The 18,561-nt window shown below is 64.9% G+C and carries 17 protein-coding genes and 1 tRNA gene; 12 read left to right on the top strand and 6 right to left on the bottom strand.

Features of this window, described 5'->3' with window-relative positions:
• Positions 1–12 precede the first annotated feature (12 nt).
• Positions 13–963, top strand: a complete 951-nt coding sequence (miaA, locus tag RE429_RS07455; RefSeq protein ID WP_414473682.1) for a tRNA (adenosine(37)-N6)-dimethylallyltransferase MiaA — start codon at positions 13–15, stop codon at positions 961–963.
• Here miaA and RE429_RS07460 read toward each other — a convergent pair.
• Entirely contained in the window at positions 923–1,750 is an 828-nt protein-coding gene (locus RE429_RS07460) for an RMD1 family protein (protein WP_414473683.1), read from the bottom strand. The two genes, miaA and RE429_RS07460, sit on opposite strands and share 41 nt — an antisense overlap.
• A 289-nt stretch (positions 1,751–2,039) precedes the next feature.
• Between RE429_RS07460 and RE429_RS07465 the strand changes: the two genes are divergently transcribed.
• Genes RE429_RS07465 through ilvN form a run of 3 tightly spaced genes read left to right on the top strand, consistent with a single transcriptional unit; the run spans position 2,040 to position 5,086 of the window.
• Positions 2,040–3,812: an acetolactate synthase 3 large subunit gene (locus RE429_RS07465; protein WP_414473684.1), complete on the top strand. Its 1,773-nt coding sequence runs from the start codon at positions 2,040–2,042 to the stop codon at positions 3,810–3,812.
• 18 nt (positions 3,813–3,830) lie between these two features.
• Entirely contained in the window at positions 3,831–4,511 is a 681-nt protein-coding gene (locus tag RE429_RS07470; protein WP_414473685.1) for a glutathione S-transferase family protein, read from the top strand.
• A gap of 29 nt (positions 4,512–4,540) precedes the next feature.
• Positions 4,541–5,086 carry an acetolactate synthase small subunit gene (ilvN, locus tag RE429_RS07475; protein WP_414473686.1) on the top strand — a complete coding sequence of 182 codons (546 nt, stop codon included), beginning with the start codon at positions 4,541–4,543 and terminating at the stop codon, positions 5,084–5,086.
• A gap of 4 nt (positions 5,087–5,090) precedes the next feature.
• Here ilvN and RE429_RS07480 read toward each other — a convergent pair whose 3' ends face one another.
• Positions 5,091–5,636, bottom strand: a complete 546-nt coding sequence (locus RE429_RS07480; protein ID WP_414473687.1) for a DUF924 family protein — start codon at positions 5,634–5,636, stop codon at positions 5,091–5,093.
• A 269-nt stretch (positions 5,637–5,905) separates the two neighbouring features.
• On the opposite strand from RE429_RS07480, the gene ilvC reads away from it, so the two are divergent.
• The gene (gene ilvC / locus RE429_RS07485) at positions 5,906–6,925 is read left to right on the top strand and encodes a ketol-acid reductoisomerase (RefSeq protein WP_414474145.1); all 1,020 of its coding nucleotides are present in this window, start codon (positions 5,906–5,908) and stop codon (positions 6,923–6,925) included.
• A gap of 71 nt (positions 6,926–6,996) precedes the next feature.
• Here ilvC and RE429_RS07490 read toward each other — a convergent pair whose 3' ends face one another.
• Both RE429_RS07490 and RE429_RS07495 read right to left on the bottom strand, forming a co-directional pair.
• Entirely contained in the window at positions 6,997–7,356 is a 360-nt protein-coding gene (locus RE429_RS07490) for a hypothetical protein (protein ID WP_414473688.1), read from the bottom strand.
• Positions 7,357–7,607: 251 nt separating this feature from the next.
• Positions 7,608–8,129: a DedA family protein gene (locus tag RE429_RS07495; RefSeq protein WP_414473689.1), complete on the bottom strand. Its 522-nt coding sequence runs from the start codon at positions 8,127–8,129 to the stop codon at positions 7,608–7,610.
• Positions 8,130–8,274: 145 nt separating this feature from the next.
• Here RE429_RS07495 and pdxY point away from each other — a divergent pair, with 145 nt between their 5' ends.
• The 3 genes from pdxY to RE429_RS07510 are packed head-to-tail and all read left to right on the top strand — an operon-like array spanning position 8,275 to position 10,744.
• The gene (gene pdxY / locus RE429_RS07500) at positions 8,275–9,123 is read left to right on the top strand and encodes a pyridoxal kinase PdxY (protein ID WP_414473690.1); all 849 of its coding nucleotides are present in this window, start codon (positions 8,275–8,277) and stop codon (positions 9,121–9,123) included.
• 5 nt (positions 9,124–9,128) lie between these two features.
• Complete coding sequence (locus RE429_RS07505; RefSeq protein ID WP_414473691.1) at positions 9,129–10,034, top strand: PhzF family phenazine biosynthesis protein; 906 nt, start codon at positions 9,129–9,131, stop codon at positions 10,032–10,034.
• The gene (locus RE429_RS07510) at positions 10,031–10,744 is read left to right on the top strand and encodes an NUDIX hydrolase (protein WP_414473692.1); all 714 of its coding nucleotides are present in this window, start codon (positions 10,031–10,033) and stop codon (positions 10,742–10,744) included. Before RE429_RS07505 ends, RE429_RS07510 begins: the two co-directional genes overlap by 4 nt.
• Here RE429_RS07510 and RE429_RS07515 read toward each other — a convergent pair.
• Entirely contained in the window at positions 10,735–11,067 is a 333-nt protein-coding gene (locus RE429_RS07515; protein ID WP_414473693.1) for a hypothetical protein, read from the bottom strand. The genes RE429_RS07510 and RE429_RS07515 overlap by 10 nt on opposite strands.
• A 442-nt stretch (positions 11,068–11,509) precedes the next feature.
• Here RE429_RS07515 and RE429_RS07520 point away from each other — a divergent pair, with 442 nt between their 5' ends.
• Positions 11,510–13,072 (top strand): 2-isopropylmalate synthase, encoded by a 1,563-nt coding sequence (locus RE429_RS07520; RefSeq protein WP_414473694.1) that lies wholly within the window; start codon positions 11,510–11,512, stop codon positions 13,070–13,072.
• 98 nt (positions 13,073–13,170) lie between these two features.
• On the opposite strand, the gene RE429_RS07525 is transcribed toward RE429_RS07520, so the two are convergent.
• The gene (locus RE429_RS07525) at positions 13,171–13,641 is read right to left on the bottom strand and encodes an Lrp/AsnC family transcriptional regulator (RefSeq protein WP_414473695.1); all 471 of its coding nucleotides are present in this window, start codon (positions 13,639–13,641) and stop codon (positions 13,171–13,173) included.
• A 140-nt stretch (positions 13,642–13,781) separates the two neighbouring features.
• Between RE429_RS07525 and phhA the strand changes: the two genes are divergently transcribed.
• From phhA to RE429_RS07540, 3 genes are all read left to right on the top strand, one after another.
• Positions 13,782–14,639 carry a phenylalanine 4-monooxygenase gene (gene phhA / locus RE429_RS07530; protein WP_414473696.1) on the top strand — a complete coding sequence of 286 codons (858 nt, stop codon included), beginning with the start codon at positions 13,782–13,784 and terminating at the stop codon, positions 14,637–14,639.
• Between the two features lie 97 nt (positions 14,640–14,736).
• A tRNA-Lys gene (locus RE429_RS07535) sits at positions 14,737–14,812 on the top strand.
• Positions 14,813–15,133: 321 nt separating this feature from the next.
• Positions 15,134–18,544 (top strand): adenylate/guanylate cyclase domain-containing protein, encoded by a 3,411-nt coding sequence (locus RE429_RS07540; protein WP_414473697.1) that lies wholly within the window; start codon positions 15,134–15,136, stop codon positions 18,542–18,544.
• Positions 18,545–18,561: the final 17 nt, after the last annotated feature.

Genomic DNA, 18,561 nt, shown 5'->3' on the forward strand with positions numbered 1-18,561 from the left:
GAGACCGGACCGGTGAGTGACGGGGAGATCGGAGCGGTTCTCATTGCAGGACCGACCGCATCAGGCAAGTCCGCTTTGGGCATCAAACTGGCGCAGGCCCTCGGCGGCGTGGTGATCAACGCCGATTCCATGCAGGTCTATCGCGACCTGCGGGCGATCACGGCCCGTCCGGCGCCGGAGGAGGAGGCCGAGGCGCCGCACCGCCTCTACGGTCACGTGGATGCCGCCGTGAACTTCTCCGTCGGGCGCTATGTGGCCGATGCCGTCGGCGTTCTCCGGGATGTCCGGGGGCACACGCTGCCGATCTTCGTGGGCGGGACAGGGCTCTACTTCAAGGCCCTGACCGAAGGGCTGTCCGACATTCCTCCGGTTCCAGAAGCCGTCCGGGACGAGGTGCGGCGGGAAAGCGAGGGGCTGGAAACGCCCGAGCTGCATCGCCTCCTCGCCGAGCGCGATCCCGAAACGGCGCGGACCTTGCGCCCCTCCGACCGGCTGCGGGTGCAGCGCGCCCTGGAGATCTTCGCGGCCACGGGCCGGCCTCTCGTCTCCTTCCATGGGGCGCGTCAGCCGGGTCCCCTTGACGGCGTGCCCGTCGTCAAGCTCTTCCTGGCGCCGGAGCGCGAGGAGCTGCGCCGGCGCATCGACCGGCGGTTCCTCGCCATGATGGAGCAGGGCGCTCTCGAAGAGGTCCGGGCCCTGGGCGCGCGCAACCTCGATCCCATGCTTCCCGCCATGCGGGCCCATGGCGTTCCGGGCCTCCTGGCCCATCTGCGGGGCGAGATCCCCCTCGACGAGGCCGTTGCCCGGGGACAGGGCGACACGCGCCGCTACGCCAAGCGCCAGTTCACCTGGTTCCGACACCAGCTGCCGGACTGGCGATGGGCGGCGCCGGACGAGGGTTTCGCCGCCGTCATGGCCGCGTTCAATGCGACGGGGCGCCCGTATACATCTGATAGAAGGTGATGAAGATCTCGAAGAGGATCAGGAGGACGATGATCAGTTCGAGGCGGAGCGAGCGCTCCGTGTCGATGATGTCGGTCAGCGCCTGCGCGGTATCCCCCAGCACATCGAGCTTGCGGTGGAGCGCGGCGGCGCGCTCCTTCAGCTCGTACTCGTCCTCGAGACGCGCATAGAGGCGCTCGAGGTCGGGCCGGTCCCACAGCACGTCGGGCTTCTCCTCCACGGCCACGCGGCCGGACATGCGCTGGCGGACGAGCAGGGCCTGGCCGACCTGTTTCAGGATCTTGCGGCGGTCGCTCGGCCGGCGGCCATTCGCCGCGACGTGCTGGACAGAAGGCTCCATCAGCTCGAACGCGGCGGTCGCCTCCCGTTCGTCACGGGCCAGGGTGGCGCTCTTGGAGAGGGCATCGGCGATGACGATGAGCCGCTCCGTGGACAGCTTCTTGAGGTAGATCGGCCCGCCGGGCGGGATCTGGTCGTCCCGGTCGGGGGAGATCTCGATGATGGCGGTCTCCTCCTCGTGGCGCGAGAACTCGCCCTGGATGCGCTGCCGCAGGCCACGGATGACCTCGTCCTCCTCGAGCGGGGTCAGGCCGACGAGAACGGCCACGCCGTAGCGGAACAGGGCCACGAAGCCGTCCTGGCCGGCCCGGAAGGCGAGGGGCGTGGCGGAGAGCACGTCGCTGCGCTCCAGTCCGGCCACATCGAGGCGGTCCCCCAACAGCAGGGCACGGGCGGTGAGCCGCTGGTTCTGCATGGGCATGCCGGTGGATGAGATCGTATCGGTCATCGTCATACGACTAAACTAGGACGGGCAGCGGAAAAGCTAAGCCTGGCGGGGCTATTGTACACCGCTTGACCGAAAGAATGGGATCGGCTAGCGTCCTGCGCAACTTTTGAACCGAGAGCTGCCCAAATGCGCAAGCTTATTCTCGTAGTACGAGCGCCATCGACGGAGCGGGATTGATCCCCGCAGGTCCGGCGATGGCGCACAGGCCCCCTCAGGGGCCTTTTTTATTGCCTGAAACACCAGAACAACGCACACAATCAATCAAGAGAACCCGACGGAGCACAATACCATGAGCGAGACGATGACCGGAGCCGAAATGGTGATCCGAGCCCTGCAGGACCAGGGCGTCGAGCATGTCTTCGGTTATCCGGGCGGCGCGGTTCTTCCCATCTACGACGCGCTCTTCCATCAGGACAGCGTGCGCCATGTTCTGGTCCGTCACGAGCAGGGGGCGGTCCATGCCGCGGAAGGTTATGCCCGCGCTTCGGGCAAGCCGGGCGTGGTTCTGGTGACCTCTGGACCGGGAGCGACCAACGCCATCACGGGTCTCGCCGATGCCATGATGGACTCGATCCCGCTCGTCTGCATCACCGGGCAGGTGCCGACCCATCTGATCGGCTCCGATGCCTTCCAGGAATGCGACACGGTCGGCATTACGCGCCACTGCACGAAGCACAACTACCTCGTGAAATCCATCGAGGACCTGCCGCGCATCCTGCACGAGGCGTTCTACGTGGCGCAGAACGGGCGACCCGGACCGGTGGTCGTGGACCTGCCGAAGGACATCCAGTTCAAGGCGGGCAACTACGTGCGTCCCCTGAGCAACCAGCACAAGACCTATCGCCCGACCGTGAAGGGCGACATGGACCACATCCGCGCCGCCGTCGAGCTGATGGCCAATGCCAAGCGGCCCGTGTTCTATACGGGCGGCGGCGTCATCAATTCCGGTCCGCACGCGGCGGCGCTGCTGCGCGAGCTCGTGCAGCTCACGGGCTTTCCCATCACCTCGACCCTGATGGGACTCGGCGCTTACCCGGCCTCCGGCAAGCAGTGGCTCGGCATGCTGGGCATGCACGGCACCTACGAGGCCAATCTCGCGATGCATGAATGCGACGTGATGATCAATATCGGCGCGCGTTTCGACGACCGCATCACCGGGCGTCTCGATGCCTTCTCGCCGTTCTCCAAGCGCATCCACGTGGATATCGACCCGTCCTCCATCAACAAGACCGTGAAGGTGGACATTCCGATCGTCGGCGATTGCGCGCATGTTTTGGAAGACATGCTGCGTCTGTGGCGCCAGGGCGGGAAGAAGGCCGACACGGTCGAGCTCCAGGAGTGGTGGAGCAAGATCGAGGGGTGGCGCGCCCGCAACTGCCTCGGATACCGGAACTCGAACGAGACCATCAAGCCGCAGCACGCCATTCAGCGCCTCTACGAGCTCACGAAGGATCGCTCGCCCTATGTCACGACGGAGGTGGGCCAGCATCAGATGTGGGCGGCCCAGTACTTCAAGTTCGAGGATCCGAACCACTGGATGACCTCCGGCGGGCACGGCACCATGGGCTACGGTCTTCCCGCGGCCGTCGGAGCGCAGCTCGCGCATCCCGACGCGCTGGTCATCGACATCGCGGGCGAAGCCTCGATCCAGATGATGCTGCAGGAAATGTCCACGGCGCTCCAGTACAACCTGCCAGTCAAGGTGTTCATCCTCAACAACGAATATATGGGCATGGTGCGCCAGTGGCAGGAATTGCTGCACGGCGGGCGCTACTCGCAGAGCTATTCGGAATCGCTGCCCGATTTCGTGAAGCTCGCGGAAGCCTATGGCGCGGTCGGCATCCGCTGCGACAATCCGGCCGATCTCGACGCGAAGATCATGGAGATGATCAGCGTCGACCGTCCGGTGATCTTCGACTGCATCGTCGACAAGACCGAGAACTGCTTCCCGATGATCCCGTCGGGCAAGGCGCATAACGAGATGCTGCTCAACGATTATCTCGGCGAGACCGGAGCCGATCTCGGTTCCGTGATCGACGAGAAGGGCAAGATGCTGGTGTGATCGGAAAAGGTTGAAGCCATGCCCACTCTTGTCATCGCCAACAAGTGCTACTCGTCCTGGTCGTTGCGGCCCTGGCTGCTGATGAAGCAGCTCGGTATCGCCTTCGACGAGATCCTGATCCCGCTCGATCTGCCCGACACGAAGGAAAAGGTGCTGAAACATTCCCCTGCCGGAAAGGTGCCGATCCTCGTCGACGGCGACGTCACGGTGTGGGAGAGCATCGCGATCATGGAATACGTGGGAGAGGCTTTCGGTTCTCCCGCATGGCCCGAGGATCGCAAGGCGCGCGCCATGGCGCGCGCCGTCGCGGCGGAAATGCATGCGGGCTTTCAGGCTCTGCGCGGTGCCTGTCCGATGAATCTCGGCAGGAAATTCGCCGCGAGGGATCGCGGCGAGGCCGTGGCGCGTGATGTCGCGCGCTTCAGCGAAATCGTGCGGCAGGCACGGGAGCGCTTCGGCGCGGACGGTCCGTTCCTCTTCGGCGCCTTCTCGGCGGCCGATGCCATGTACGCCCCGCTCGCGACGCGCCTCGACACCTATTCCTTCGCCCTCGATGCGCAGACCCGCGCCTATGTCGACGCGATTCTTTCGCTTCCCGCCTTCCAGGAATGGCGCGCCGCCGCGCTGAAGGAGAGCTGGATCGTCGATGCCGACGAGGTCGATGAAGACGCCATCGAGAATTTCCGAAAAGCAGCCTGAAGCCTCATACGAACGCCGGACAACGAACCATGCTCCAGATGAAAACCCACTATCCCGATGCGACCCGCGTCGAGCCCGTCAACCGGCACACCCTTGCCATCGTGGTCGACAACGAGCCCGGCGTTCTCGCCCGTATCGCCGGCCTCTTCTCGGGTCGCGGCTACAACATCGAAAGCCTGACCGTCACCGAGACGGAGCACGAGGCGCATGTCTCGCGCATCACCATCGTCACGACGGGCACGGACAGCATCATCCAGCAGATCAAGAGCCAGCTCGAGCGCCTCGTTCCGGTGCATCGCGTGGTCGATCTCACGATGACCGGCGATGCGGTGGAGCGCGAGCTGTGCCTCGTCAAGGTGGTCGGCAAGGGCGATCACCGCGTGGAGGCGATGCGTCTGGCTTCCGCCTTCGGAGCGCGCACGCTCGATGCGACGCTCACCTCCTTCGTCTACGAGCTGACCGGCACGACCGACGAGGTCGAGCGCTTCATCAAGCTCATGACGGCTGTGGGGCTCGTGGAGGTGTCGCGCACCGGCGTGGCGGCGATGGCGCGAGGGGCCGTGGGAATCCTTTAAGGCTTCAGCCCCGGAAGTCGCTCTCTCGCAGGAAGGCTTCCTCGTCCGGCGTCGTCTCACGTCCGAGGATGGCGTTGCGGTGGGGGAAGCGGCCGAAGCGGGCGACGATGTCGCGATGGTGGCGCGCCCACTTGATGGAGTCCTCGCCGAGGGCTTCGTTCAAGGCCACCGAGCGCTCCTGGTGCCGCAAGGACTCGGAATGCATGAAGGGCAGGTAGAAGAAACGGCGGAAGTCCGGTTCCACCTTTTTGTCGAACCCTCTCTCGATGGCGCGGTCCGCGACCATCAGGGCGACGGGATCGGTCCTGTAGGTCTCGCGCAGTCCCCGGAACATGTTTCGCGGGAACTGATCGAGCAGAAGAACAACGGCGAGCGCGCCCTCGGGGGTGAGCTCCCATTCGTTGAGGTCGCCCCTCGCGGCGGCCTCGTAGGTCGGCGTGAAACGGTCCCGGCAGACCTGGTCGAAGGCTTCGTCCTTCGAAAACCACTTCTCCGGTCCGGCATCGCGCCAGAAGGCAAGAACTTCATCGGGAGTGGCGAGGCGTTGCATACGGCTTGTCCTTCTGAAAGGAAGATGGCTTCGAGCCAATCTAGAGCGTATGGGAGGAGATTGCACTCTCGGCGCTCGGACCGTTTGTGGGAGGGGCGGGACCGCGAGGGCGGCTCCCGCAGTTTTCCGACAAACTTCGACTTGTCAGCGCAGTTTTGTTCGCTAAAAGCGGCGCTGGACAAGATAAATGTTGCGCGAAGGTTGGGAGCCGGACCGCAATGCCCATGAAGACAGGGGTCAAGCCCCTTCAAGACAAGGACCAGAGCACCATGCGCGTGTATTACGATCGCGACGCCGATATCAATCTGATCAAGGGCAAGAAGGTCGCCATCGTCGGCTATGGCAGCCAGGGGCATGCCCATACCCTGAACCTGCGCGATTCCGGCGTGAAGGACATGGTCGTGGCGCTGCGCAAGGGCTCTCCTTCCGCCGCCAAGGCCGAGGCCGCCGGACTGCGCGTGTTGGAAGTGGCCGAGGCCGCCAAGTGGGCCGACGTGGTCATGATGCTGACCCCGGACGAGCTGCAGGCCGACATCTATCGGAACGATCTGCACGGCAACATGAAGGAAGGCGCGGCGCTTCTCTTCGCGCACGGCCTCAACGTGCATTTCAACCTCATCGAGCCCCGCAAGGACCTCGACGTGCTCATGGTCGCTCCGAAGGGCCCCGGCCACACGGTGCGCTCCGAGTACCAGCGCGGCGGCGGCGTTCCGACCCTGATCGCGATCCACCAGGACGCCACGGGCAATGCCCATGACATCGCGCTGTCCTATGCCTCCGCCAATGGCGGCGGCCGCGCCGGCATCATCGAGACCACCTTCAAGGAAGAGTGCGAGACCGACCTCTTCGGCGAGCAGGCCGTGCTCTGCGGCGGCCTCGTCGAGCTGATCAAGGCCGGCTTCGAGACCCTAGTCGAGGCGGGCTACGCCCCCGAGATGGCCTATTTCGAGTGCCTGCACGAAGTGAAGCTGATCGTCGACCTCATCTACGAGGGCGGCATCGCCAACATGAACTACTCGATCTCGAACACCGCCGAGTACGGCGAGTACGTCACCGGTCCCCGCATCATCACGCCCGAGACCAAGGCCGAGATGAAGCGCGTTCTGGAGGATATCCAGTCCGGCAAGTTCACCCGCGACTGGATGCTCGAGAACAAGGTCAACCAGACCTCCTTCAAGGCGACCCGCGCCCGCAACGCCGCGCACCCCATCGAGGATGTGGGCGCCCGCCTGCGCGACATGATGCCCTGGATCAAGGAGAAGGCTCTGGTCGACAAGACCAAGAACTGATCTCCGCAAAAGGCGCGAAGACGAAAAGGGGCGGATCATTCCGCCCCTTCTTTTTTGTCCGGCGGGGAGTTTCAGTGCGCAGGGGCCATGCAGGCTGCGACCGCGATCAGAACGCAAAGAGGGAAGATGATGCCGGGGCGCCGGTTCCGGAGCAGCCCGGCGCGGATCGCGAGCAGGACGGGCAGGGTCCAGATGGCCCAATCGGCGTCACTCATGCTCGGCGTGGCCCATGGCGGAGGGCCTGGGGGCAGCGCCCCAAGGAGCCAGAAAGCCGTGATGAGGACGGCCGCTGCCTTCCACTCGTAATAGCGCCAGGTGTCCGGCAGGCCCGCCATGCCGGGATCGGCCGGGAGCTGTCTTTCGAGCGTGTCGTCCTCATCGTGCCAGGCGTAGGAGCCCGGAGCATACGAGCCCGGAGGAAACTGTCCCATGACGAAGGCCACCCGCGATGTCGCGGCTTTGCAATAACATCACGGATGACCTCTGCAACCTCCAGAAACGGAGGGGCTTCGGCGATGAAGCCGAGAACCTGGTGCTTCCACCGCTGATCGCTCTTCGTGTTCGCAGCCTTGTTGTTGTTCTGCTTGCCGGGATCCGTGCGGTTCTTCATGGTGCCGCCCGAGCCGCGGATCTCATGGCCCGGGTGCTTCCTGCCCCCGGCAGACGGGTTCCCGCGAAAAGCCTACCAGGTCAGGTAGTGCGCCAGCCCGGCTCCAGGCGCGAGCAGGGCAAAGGACCACACCGAAGCCGAGGCCATGTTGGCCGCCTGGAAGAGCACGCGCGGCATCATGAAGATGCCGGCGATCAGAGGCATAACGGCCCGGGTCGGGCCGAAGAAGCGGCCCAGAAACATGGCCCAGGGCCCCAAGCGCTGGAAGAACCGCTCTCCCTTGTCGACCAGGTCGGGCTTCCGGGACAGAGGCCAGATCCCATAGGCCCGTTTCTTGACCTTGTAGCCGATCTCGTAGGAGATCCAGGCGCTCACGAAGGCCCCGACGGTGGCGCCCAGCCACACATGCCAGAACGCGATATCCGCCGCCGCGAGCGCAAAGCCGACGGCCACGAGGATGGTGACCATCGGAAGGATGAGCGAGATGAAGGCGAGCGATTCCCCGAAGGTCATGAGGCCCACGATCAGGGGGGCATAGCCCTGGTTCGCCCGGATGAACTCGAGAATGGTGTTGGTGATGGTCTCAAGACTCACGCGCGGCGCCTCCTCATGGCCTTCCCCTTGAACGCATGGACCTCATGCCGCGATCCGGCATTCCTGTGATGGAAAGGATCACATCACGTCAATTGAAGCCGGAAGGGCAATGAGGTAACCGAAAGAGCGAAGGGGGGCTATAGCCATGAATGTTCTCTCGATCCAATCACATGTTGCCTATGGTCATGTGGGCAATGCATCCGCCGTGTTTCCGATGCAGCGTCTCGGGGTCGAGGTCTGGCCCATCCATACGGTTCAGTTCTCCAACCACACGGGCTACGGCTCCTGGAAGGGCCGGGTCTTCGACGGGCCCGCGATCGAGGAGCTTGTGGAGGGCATTGCCGAGCGGGGCGTGCTGGACCGCTGCGACGGCGTGCTCTCGGGCTATATGGGCTCGGCCGATATCGGCAATGCGATCCTGTCCGCCGTGGCGCGGGTGCGGGCGCTCAATCCCCAGGCCCTCTATTGCTGCGATCCCGTGATCGGGGATGTGGGCCGCGGAATCTTCGTGCGTCCCGGCATTCCGGAATTCATGCGTGAGCAGGCGGTGCCCGCGGCCGACATCATCACGCCGAACCAGTTCGAGCTGGACTATCTCTCGGGCCGCCGGACGGAAACCTTGAGCGACGTGAAGCGGGCCGTCTCGGACGTGCAGGAACTCGGTCCCAGGGCGGTGCTCGTGACCTCCGTCGAAGCGCAGGAGACGCCCGCCGGCACGATCGATCTCGTCGCCGGCGAGGGTGGCCGCTTCTGGCGCGTGCGCACCCCCAAGCTCTCGCTCAGCATCAATGGCGCGGGGGACGCGATCGCATCCCTCTTCTTCGTTCACTATGCGCGCTCCGGCTCCGCTGCGACGGCCCTCGCCGAGGCTTCCGCCTCCGTCTACGGCCTGCTGAAACGCACGGAGGAGGCCGGATCCCGCGAAATCCTCACCATCGCCGCGCAGGACGAATTCGTCTCGCCCACGCATCGTTTCACCCCGGAAGAGGTTTGATCCGCATGGCCCGCCGCTTTGTCACCCTCGACGTCTTCACGTCGGAGCGCTTCGCCGGAAACCCATTGGCCGTCGTTCTGGAGGCCGAGGGCCTCGACGACGCGCAAATGCAGGCCGTCGCGAAGGAGTTCAACCTGTCCGAGACGGTTTTCGTCCTACCCCCGGCCGATCCGCATCAGCGCGCCGATATCCGCATCTTCACGCCCGGCCGCGAGCTGCCCTTTGCCGGGCATCCCACCGTGGGGACGGCGGTGCTGCTCGCCCTGCTGGACCAGAACGGCCGGCCCGGCGCCGTCGCCTTCGGGTTGAAGGAGAAGGTCGGCATCGTTCCCTGCGCGGTCGAGGTGAAGGATGCTGTGAGCGCGGATGCGCGTTTCCGCCTGCCGCGCCTGCCCTTCGCGTGGGGTGAGGGCAAGGATACGACGACCTGCGCCTGGGCGCTCGGCCTCGACCCGACGGAGATCGGCTTCGAGCGCCATGTGCCGAGCCGCCACTCGGCCGGCGTCGCCTATGATCTCGTGCCTGTCGCGTCCCTCGATGCCCTGGCCCGGGCCTGGCCCAAGGGGGATGCCTTCGACAAGGCCTTCGCCGATAGCGACCATCCCGCGGCCTACGTCTATGCGCGGATTCCGCAGGCCGATGGTTTGCGGTTCCGCGCCCGCATGTTCGGCCCGGGCTTGGGAGTCGTGGAGGATCCCGCCACCGGCTCCGCCGCGGCGGCTTTCGCAGGCGCTCTGATGCAATGCGAGCCGCTGGGCGACGGCGAGCACGACATCGTCATCGAGCAGGGCGTCGAAATGGGCCGTGCGAGCGAGATCGCCCTGCAGATGACGATCAAGAACGGCGAGCTGGTATCGGCCGAGATCGGCGGCTCCGCCGTCATGGTGAGCCGCGGCGAGATCCTGGCATGACCTCGGACGTTCTGATCAGGCGCGTCTCGCGCGTCGAGGCGAGCTGCAGGCCCATGGAATGGGCGTGGGCCGTTCGGAACCGGGGCCTCATCGAGGAAAACTGGAAGCGCCGCACGGCTCAGACGCCGAAAATGTTCAACGGACGGGTCCTGCTGCTCAGTGATCTGACGTTCGAGCAGGACGTGTGCCGCAACACGTATTTCGAGACCGACTATGCCGGACTCGTCGCCTGGATCGATAACGGCTATCCGGACAAGAGCATCGCCAACGGCTTCGCCATGGGAGCCTTGCGCGGCTCGGACGGCGCCTACATCTGCGGCGTCATGAGCCGGCATACGGCGAATGCGGGCCGGGTCTATTTCGCGGGAGGAACGCCCGACCTTTCCGATCTCAGGCCCGACGGCACGGTCGATCTCGCAACGAGCCTGACGCGCGAGCTGACGGAAGAAACGGGCCTCCGGGACGGCGACTTCCGCGTCGACGACGAGTGGATCATCATCCGGCGCTGGCCGACGGTGGCGCTGCTGCGGATGGTCACCCTGCCGATGACGGCGGAGGAGGGCGCGGCCCTGATCCGCGCCAACATTGCCAAGGAGCGCGAGCCCGAACTGGAAGACGTGCGGATCGTCCGGGACGTGGGGGACATCGACCGCGATGCGATGCCCCTGTTCCAGCAATCCTTCTTCGAGTGGGTCTTCGCTCAGAAATAGCCGTGTCGCGCCTTCGCGGCGTGGACCAGGCGCTGCGCCTCCGCATCGCGCCCGGCGGCGCAGGCGGCCTCGGCCGGCCCGAGTTCCCGGTCCACCTGATTGTAGACGGACTGGTTCACATGGCCCATGGCGAGGTCGTTGCTCATCACGGCCCGGTACCGGGCGATCTCGCCCCGGCAGCCCGAGCCTCCCGGCATGCGGAAGCTGGAGGGGGTGACGCTCGCGCCGGAGGCCGGGACAGGGCCCGAGGCCGTCTGGTTGCAGGCGGCAAGGGGCAGGGCCAGAAGGCCGGTGAGCCACAGGCGGCGGATATCATGGGTCATCGAAGTCTCACCTCGTACGGGTTTGTTGCGATCGGCTTCAGGAACAGCCAAGCTCGCCTTGATCTAGGGCATTTCCCGCTCCGTCCAGGGAGCGGGAGCGAAGGACATTTCCCATACGATCGTCGAGCTTCGGCTTTTCGTTTGTTTCAACCGCTTGCCATTCCGGATCTCCCCCGTTACAAACATGCCGTTCTTCGCGGCAGGGCCGCGGTCTTTGGAGGTTTGGGCAGCGATGGCAATCGGCTCCCACAGCGCTAGCCTGAACGGCGCCGCCCCGGCGGCCGGCCGCGCGCTCCTCCTCGGCCTTCTTCTCCTTAGTCGCCCCTGAGGGTCGGCTGGGCGCTGTCGCCTGGGCTCTCAGGGGTTCTGAAGATTAAAGAACAACCTTGAGCGCATGGCATTCGGACCTCGAACGGCGCTCGCTCCGAGAAGGACTGACACGATGACCGCTTCCACCACCGGCTCCTCCAAGGACCGCGTCCTGATCTTCGACACGACTCTGCGCGACGGCGAGCAATGCCCCGGCGCGACCATGACGCTGGAGGAAAAGCTCGAAGTCGCGGCGCTGCTCGACGCCATGGGCGTCGACATCATCGAGGCGGGTTTCCCGATCGCCTCCAACGGCGATTTCGAGGCCGTCTCCCTCATTGCCCAGCAGGTGAAGAACGCGACCGTCGCCGGTCTCGCCCGCGCGATCTCGGCCGATATCGCCCGCGCCGGCGAGGCCGTGCGCCAGGCCAGGAAGCCGCGGATCCACACCTTCGTGTCCACCTCGCCGATCCATCTGCAGCACCAGATGCGCAAGTCCGAGGAGGAGGTGCTGGAGATCATCACCACCACTGTGTCCCAGGCGCGCAATCTGGTCGAGGACATCGAGTGGTCGGCCATGGATGCCACGCGCACGCCCATCGAATATCTGTGCCGCTGCGTCGAGGCCGCGATCAGGGCCGGCGCCACAACCATCAACCTGCCCGATACGGTCGGCTATGCGACGCCGGACGAGTACCGCTCCATGTTCCGCGCCGTGCGCGAGCGCGTTCCGAATGCCGACAAGGCCATCTTCTCGGCCCATTGCCACAACGACCTGGGCCTCGCGGTCGCGAACTCGCTCGCGGCGCTGGAAGGCGGCGTGCGCCAGATCGAATGCACGCTCAACGGCATCGGCGAGCGCGCGGGCAATGCCGCCCTGGAAGAGATCGTGATGGCGATCAAGACCCGCGGCGACATCCTGCCCTACGAGACGGGAATCGAGGCGACGATGCTGACGCGCGCTTCGAAGCTCGCTTCCGCCGCCACCTCGTTCCCGGTGCAGTACAACAAGGCCATCGTGGGCCGGAACGCCTTCGCGCATGAGAGCGGCATCCACCAGGACGGCATGCTGAAGAACGCGCAGACCTACGAGATCATGACGCCCGAAAGCGTCGGCGTGACCAAGACCTCTCTGGTCATGGGCAAGCATTCGGGCCGCGCGGCGTTCCGCAACAAGCTCGACGAGTTGGGCTATCAGCTGTCCGACAACCAGTTCCAGGACGCCTTCGAGCGCTTCAAGGCTTTGGCCGACCGCAAGAAGCACGTCTACGACGAGGATATCGAGGCGCTGGTCGACCAGAACATCGCCACCGCCCATGACCGCATCAAGCTGGTCTCGCTCTCCATCGTGGCCGGCACGCGTGGCCCGCAGCGCGCCACCATGCGTCTGCAGGTCGACGGCAAGACCATCATCGAGGAGCAGGAGGGCAACGGCCCGGTGGATGCCACCTTCAACGCCATCAAGGCGCTGGTGCCGCATGAGGCCGAGCTGGAGCTCTATCAGGTGCACGCGGTGACCGAGGGCACGGACGCGCAGGCCGAAGTGTCGGTGCGTCTCTCCGCCGACGGCCGCAGCGTGACCTCCCGCGCGGCCGATCCCGACACGCTCGTGGCCTCCGCGCAAGCCTATCTCGGCGCGCTGAACAAGCTGTTGAGCCGGGGTGTGAGCCTCCACGCCCAGCACGCGGCGGAATAGGTCCGCTTTCAGGAATAGGCCCGCTTTCAGCAGCCGTTCCTTTGCGCCTTCGCATGAACCCTCATGCGAAGGCGTTTTGTCATCGCCGTGCCCGTTCATCAATCCGGCACCGGGATCGCGCTCTGCGGCTTGATGGTCGATAGCACGAAGCTCGAGCGCACATCGGCGACTCCGGGCAGGGTCAGCAGGCGATTCATGGTGAATTCGCCGAAGCTCTCGATATCCTTCGCCACGGCATGGACGATGATGTCGACCTCGCCGGCCAGGGCATGGCAGGCGATGACCTCCTCGTAGCCCTTCAGACGGTCCACGAGACGGGTCCGCCAGCCGGGCTCCGACTGCTCCAGCTTGATGAACACGAAGGCTTCGACCTCGAAGCCAAGGGACTTGCGGTCCACCAGGGCCCGATAACCCTCGATGATTCCGTCCTCCTCCAGGGCCTTCAGCCGCCTCAGGCAGGGGGACGCCGCCAGGCCGACCTTCTCGGCGAGGGCGGAGTTGGGAATGCGCCCGTCCCCCTGGACGATGCGCAGGATCCTTCGGTCGGATGGCGAGAGGTGACGCTTCATGGGTTTCTCACGATTGCGGCCTGCAGGTCATTTTATGACCGTCCGGCGCGCTTTCCAGGTGAGGTCCGGCGAATAATGACCCGATGCGAGTGCTATCCTGGACCCCAAGGCAGACGGAGCAAGACAGACGGAGAAAGCGCATGAACACGGCCACCGGCAGTGACGATCCCCGCGATTACATCCGTGATCAGGGTTTCGAGGCCTATACCGAGACGGATCACGCCACTTGGCGCACCCTGGCCAAGCGTCAGCGGGAACTCCTCAAGGGTCGGATCGCCGGCCAGTTCCTGGAAGGGCTGGACCGTCTCGGCATCGGCGAGGAGGGGATCCCCGACTTCCGGGTCATGAACGAGCGCCTCAAGGCGGCGACCGGCTGGGAGGTGAAGGCGGTTCCGGGGCTGATCCCGGATCTGGCGTTCTTCCGCATGCTGGCGAGCCGCCAGTTCCCCGCGGGCTTCTGGATCCGAAAGCCCGAGCAGCTCGACTATATCGAGGAGCCGGACATCTTTCACGACGTGTTCGGCCATGTTCCGCTGATCATGCAGCCGATCTACGCCGATTATCTCGAATCTTACGGCCGGGCCGGTCTGGTGGCGGCCGAGCATGGGGCGCTGAAGCACCTGGCGCGGCTCTACTGGTATACCGTGGAGTTCGGCCTTGCCCAGACGCCGCAGGGCATGCGGATCGTCGGAGCCGGGATCGCGTCGTCGCCCGGCGAGACGATCTTCGCGCTCGAGAGCGCGTCGCCCAACCGGGTCGCCTTCGATCTCGGGCGCGTCATGCGCACCCTCTACAGGATCGACGATTATCAGGAGACCTATTTCGTCCTCGACGGCGTCGAAGCTTGGCCGAGCCTCGATGCCGACCGGTTGATCCCCCTGTGGCGGGAATTGGCGGAGCAGCCCGAGATCGAACCCGGTCAGATCCTGCCGGAGGATCGGGTTCTGACGCGCGGCGACGGCTCCTACCATCACGCGAAACCGAAATCCGCCGCATGAGGAAAAAACCTCTCCGAATGGGCTAGACATGGACCATTCGGTTTGTTACACGCAGCCCACTTCAGCGGGAACGCGCCGCTGAATTCGCTTCGGCGACGGGTGTATAGCTCAGTTGGTAGAGCAGCTGACTCTTAATCAGCGGGTCCAAGGTTCGAGTCCTTGTACACCCACCATCTCCTCCGCAGGACAACAGACGACTTGGTGTAGCGGATGCAGGTTCGAAAGCGGGCCTGCATGGCCCGTTTCACACGCGTTTTACAGCCTTCGTTCGCCTGTTCTCGACCCCCGTCCTACCTGCCGGATGCGCGTCCTCCGCGGTCCGTATCGGCTTCGCGTATCCCGGTTGTCCAAGACCTCACTGCGAGAGCGCTGCTGCCGGCATGAGGCCGTGCTCTGACGGTGCGGTCCGCTTCATGGCGGAAAAGGCTCCTGTCGCTTTGTGATTTATGCTAGCCTTCCCTGCCGTTCGAAGGCGATTGCAGTCGGGACATGCCGTGATTGACGTCGCAAGATGGCTCGTCGAGCAGGGACTTGGACAATACGCCGAGGTGTTCGCCGCGAATGCTGTCGAGGGCGAGGTTCTGTGCAGCCTGACGGAAGCCGACTTGAAGGAGTTGGGGATCACGGCGCTGGGGCACCGCAAGAAGCTGCTTCATTCGATTGCCGCTCTCCGAAGTCAGCTGGAAGCTGAAACGTCACAGCATTTGCATGAGGTTCAGACGGTTTCTCCAGGGATCGCCGAGCGACGCCAGCTGACCGTTCTGTTCTGCGATCTCGTGGGTTCTACGGAGCTGTCGGGCCGCCTCGACCCCGAGGATCTTCGCGAGGTGATCGGTGCCTACCAGGATGCCTGCATCGAGGTCGCCTCCCGATACGAGGCTTACGTCGCCAAGTTCCTGGGCGACGGCGTGCTGATTTATTTCGGCTGGCCGCAGGCGCATGAGGACGATGCCGAGCGGGCAGTGTCGGCAGGCCTCGCGCTGATCGAAACGATTGCCCGGTTACAGCCGGCGGACGGCACTCGGCTGGAGGCGCGGATCGGCATCGCAACGGGACCCGTCGTCATCGGAGACCTGGCCGGCCGTCAAACGGCCGATACCGTGATCGGCGAAACGCCCAATCTCGCGGCGAGACTCCAGACGCTTGCACGACCGGGCGATGTTCTCATCAGTCCGACGACCCATCGTCTCGTCAACGGGTCGTTCGAGCTGGAGGGGCTCGGCGCGCAGCGCCTCAAGGGTTTCGTCAGCGCGCTGGAGGTGTGGCGTGTCCAACGCGCGATCCGAATCTCCGGCCGTTTCGAGGCGAAGCATAAGGATGGCTACACGCATCTCGTCGGTCGCGACGAGGAGCTCTCGCTGCTTCTGCACCGCTGGCAGCAGGTCAAATCCGGCGAAGGCCAGGTCATCATTCTGTCGGGCCCGCCGGGAATCGGCAAGTCGCGGCTTCTCATCGAACTGCGCGAGCGGTTGAGGGGAGAGGCCTATGTTGCGCCGCTCCTCCAGGGTTCGCCCTATCACGCTTCGACGCCGCTGCACCCGGTCGTGCGATATCTCGAATACGCCGCCGGCCTGGAGCACGACGATCCGCCCGGCCTACGCCTCGACAAGCTCGAAGCGCTGCTCGGGCAAAACATGCAACAGCTCGACCTGGTGGTCCCGCTGCTGGCGGCAGTGCTCGGCATTCCCGTGGACACCCGCTATTCTCTGCCCGAGATGACGCCGCAGCGCCAGAAGCAGCTCACTCTGGAGGCGGCGGTCGAGCAACTGGAAGGACTGGCCGCCCGCCAGCCAGTCCTCTTCATCTGCGAGGATGCGCAGTGGGCCGACCCGACGACGCTGGAGCTGCTGAGTCTCGTCAGCGAACGCATCGGCCATCGGCGGGTGATGCTGATCATCACGGCCCGGCCTGAATTCACGCTTCCGTGGAACGGCCACGGGCATATGACCGCGCTCTCCCTCAACGGTCTGGGGCGGGGGCAGGGCGCGATCGTCGTCGAGCAGATCGCCGAGGGCAAATTGCTCCCCGGTCCGGTGCTCGAGGAAATCCTGGAAAGGACGGACGGCATTCCGCTCTTCATGGAGGAGCTGACCAAGCAGGTCATCGAATCCGGGCTCCTGATCGACGAAGGCCACAGCTATGGGCTGGCAGGTCCTCTGCTTCCGCTCACCATACCGGCAACCTTGCACGATTCCCTCGTGGCACGTCTGGATCGTCTCGGCAGGGCGAAGGAAGTCGCGCAGGTTGGCGCAGCCATAGGTCGTGACTTCTCCTACGCCATGCTGGCAGATGTGGCCGGGCGTCCCGACCAGGACCTGCGCGAGATGCTCGAACAGCTCGTTTCGTCCGGATTGGTCAAGCAGAGCGGAGTACCGCCTGCCTCCGCCTACAGTTTCAAACACGCACTGGTCCGGGATGCGGCCTACGAGAGCCTTCTGAAGAGCAGGCGGCGCCAGATCCATGCCACGATCGCGCAAGCGCTTGAGGAGCGCTCGCTTGAGGCCGGAGACGTTCAGCCGGAGCTTCTGGCGCATCACTATGCCGGAGCAGGGCAGGTGCATCAGGCCGCCGATTATTGGCGAATGGCAGCCGAGCGGGCGATGCAGCGCTTTGCCAACAGCGAGGCCATCGCTCATTGCGACAAGGCCGAGATGCAGCTTCGTTCCCTGCCGCGCTCGACCGAGCAGATGCGGGCCGAGCTCGAGGTTCAGCTTGCCAAAGGCGTCGCATTGCGTGCTGCAAGGGGCTACAGCAAGCCTGAGACCGAGCAGGTGTTCCTCCGGGCCTGCGAACTTTGCGAGGAGCTCGGAGACCGGGTCAATCTGGTGCACGCGCTCCGCGGCCTGTTCGGAACCTATTATGTGGCTGCGCGCTGGTCGGATGCTGCTCACGCGGCCGAGCGGATCCGCATCGCCACGGAGGGCCTCGACGACCGCGTGGTGCTGTGCATTCGCTGGATGATCGACGGCGCGGCGCGGCTGTTCAGAGGCGAGCCGTCCGGAGCGGTTGCCTGTCTGCGCGAAGCACTCCGGTGCTACGATGACGCCGACCGCGACAGGCATATCCGGATGACGGGCCATGAGATGGCCTCTCTGATCCGTTTTCATCTCGCCATCGCCGAATGGCTGATCGGGCTGCCTGACACCGCCATGCGCACCGCCGACGAAGCCGTTACGATCGCCAGGAATGCGATGCAGCCGTTTTCCCTCGTGCAGGCGCTCGGAAACGGTGCGCTCCTCCGGCTTCTCGCGAGGGACTGGGACAGGGCGGAGGTTCTGGCGAGCGAGACGCTCGAGGTCAGCATGCAGCATGGGATTCCGGATTACATTCTGTTCGGAAACATGCTGTCGGGTGTTCTGGTCGCCCAGAAGGGCAACGTCGCGCAGGGGGTAGCCCTGGCGCGCGAGAGCATGATCGGCCTGCATCGCGCCGGCTGGCAGTGCTTCGTCCCGATCCTGCTGATCAACCTCTCCGAGGCGCAGGCGGCAAGCGGCGACGGCGAGAACGCTCTTGAAACGGCCGATGAGGCCCTGTCCTTGATACGGATGTACGGAGAGACCGTCTGGGAAGGAGAAGCCCTGCGCGCCCAATCCCTTGGAAAACTAGCCAACGGAACCGACGCCGCCGAGGTGGAGACTGCCCTGCGCGCCGCGATCGACATTGCGGGAGGGCAAGGGGCCAGGGCGTTCGAACTGCGCTCCGCCGTGTCGCTATCCCGATTATGGGCGAGGCGGGGGCAATGGCGCGATTGCAGAGAACTGCTCACGCCCATCTGCGCCGGATTTACCGAGGGTCGGGGTACGGAAGATTTCCTGGACGCACAGACGTGTCTCGCGGGAAGCCTTGAGGGCGTCGACGGAAACAGCGCCTCGAGTGACTCGAAATTTCCATCGGAGGCGCCCTGACGGCCGGCCCTTGAAGC

The organism is Microvirga sp. M2 (genome assembly GCF_047497095.1).
In the GTDB taxonomy this organism is placed as follows: Bacteria; Pseudomonadota; Alphaproteobacteria; order Rhizobiales; family Beijerinckiaceae; genus Microvirga.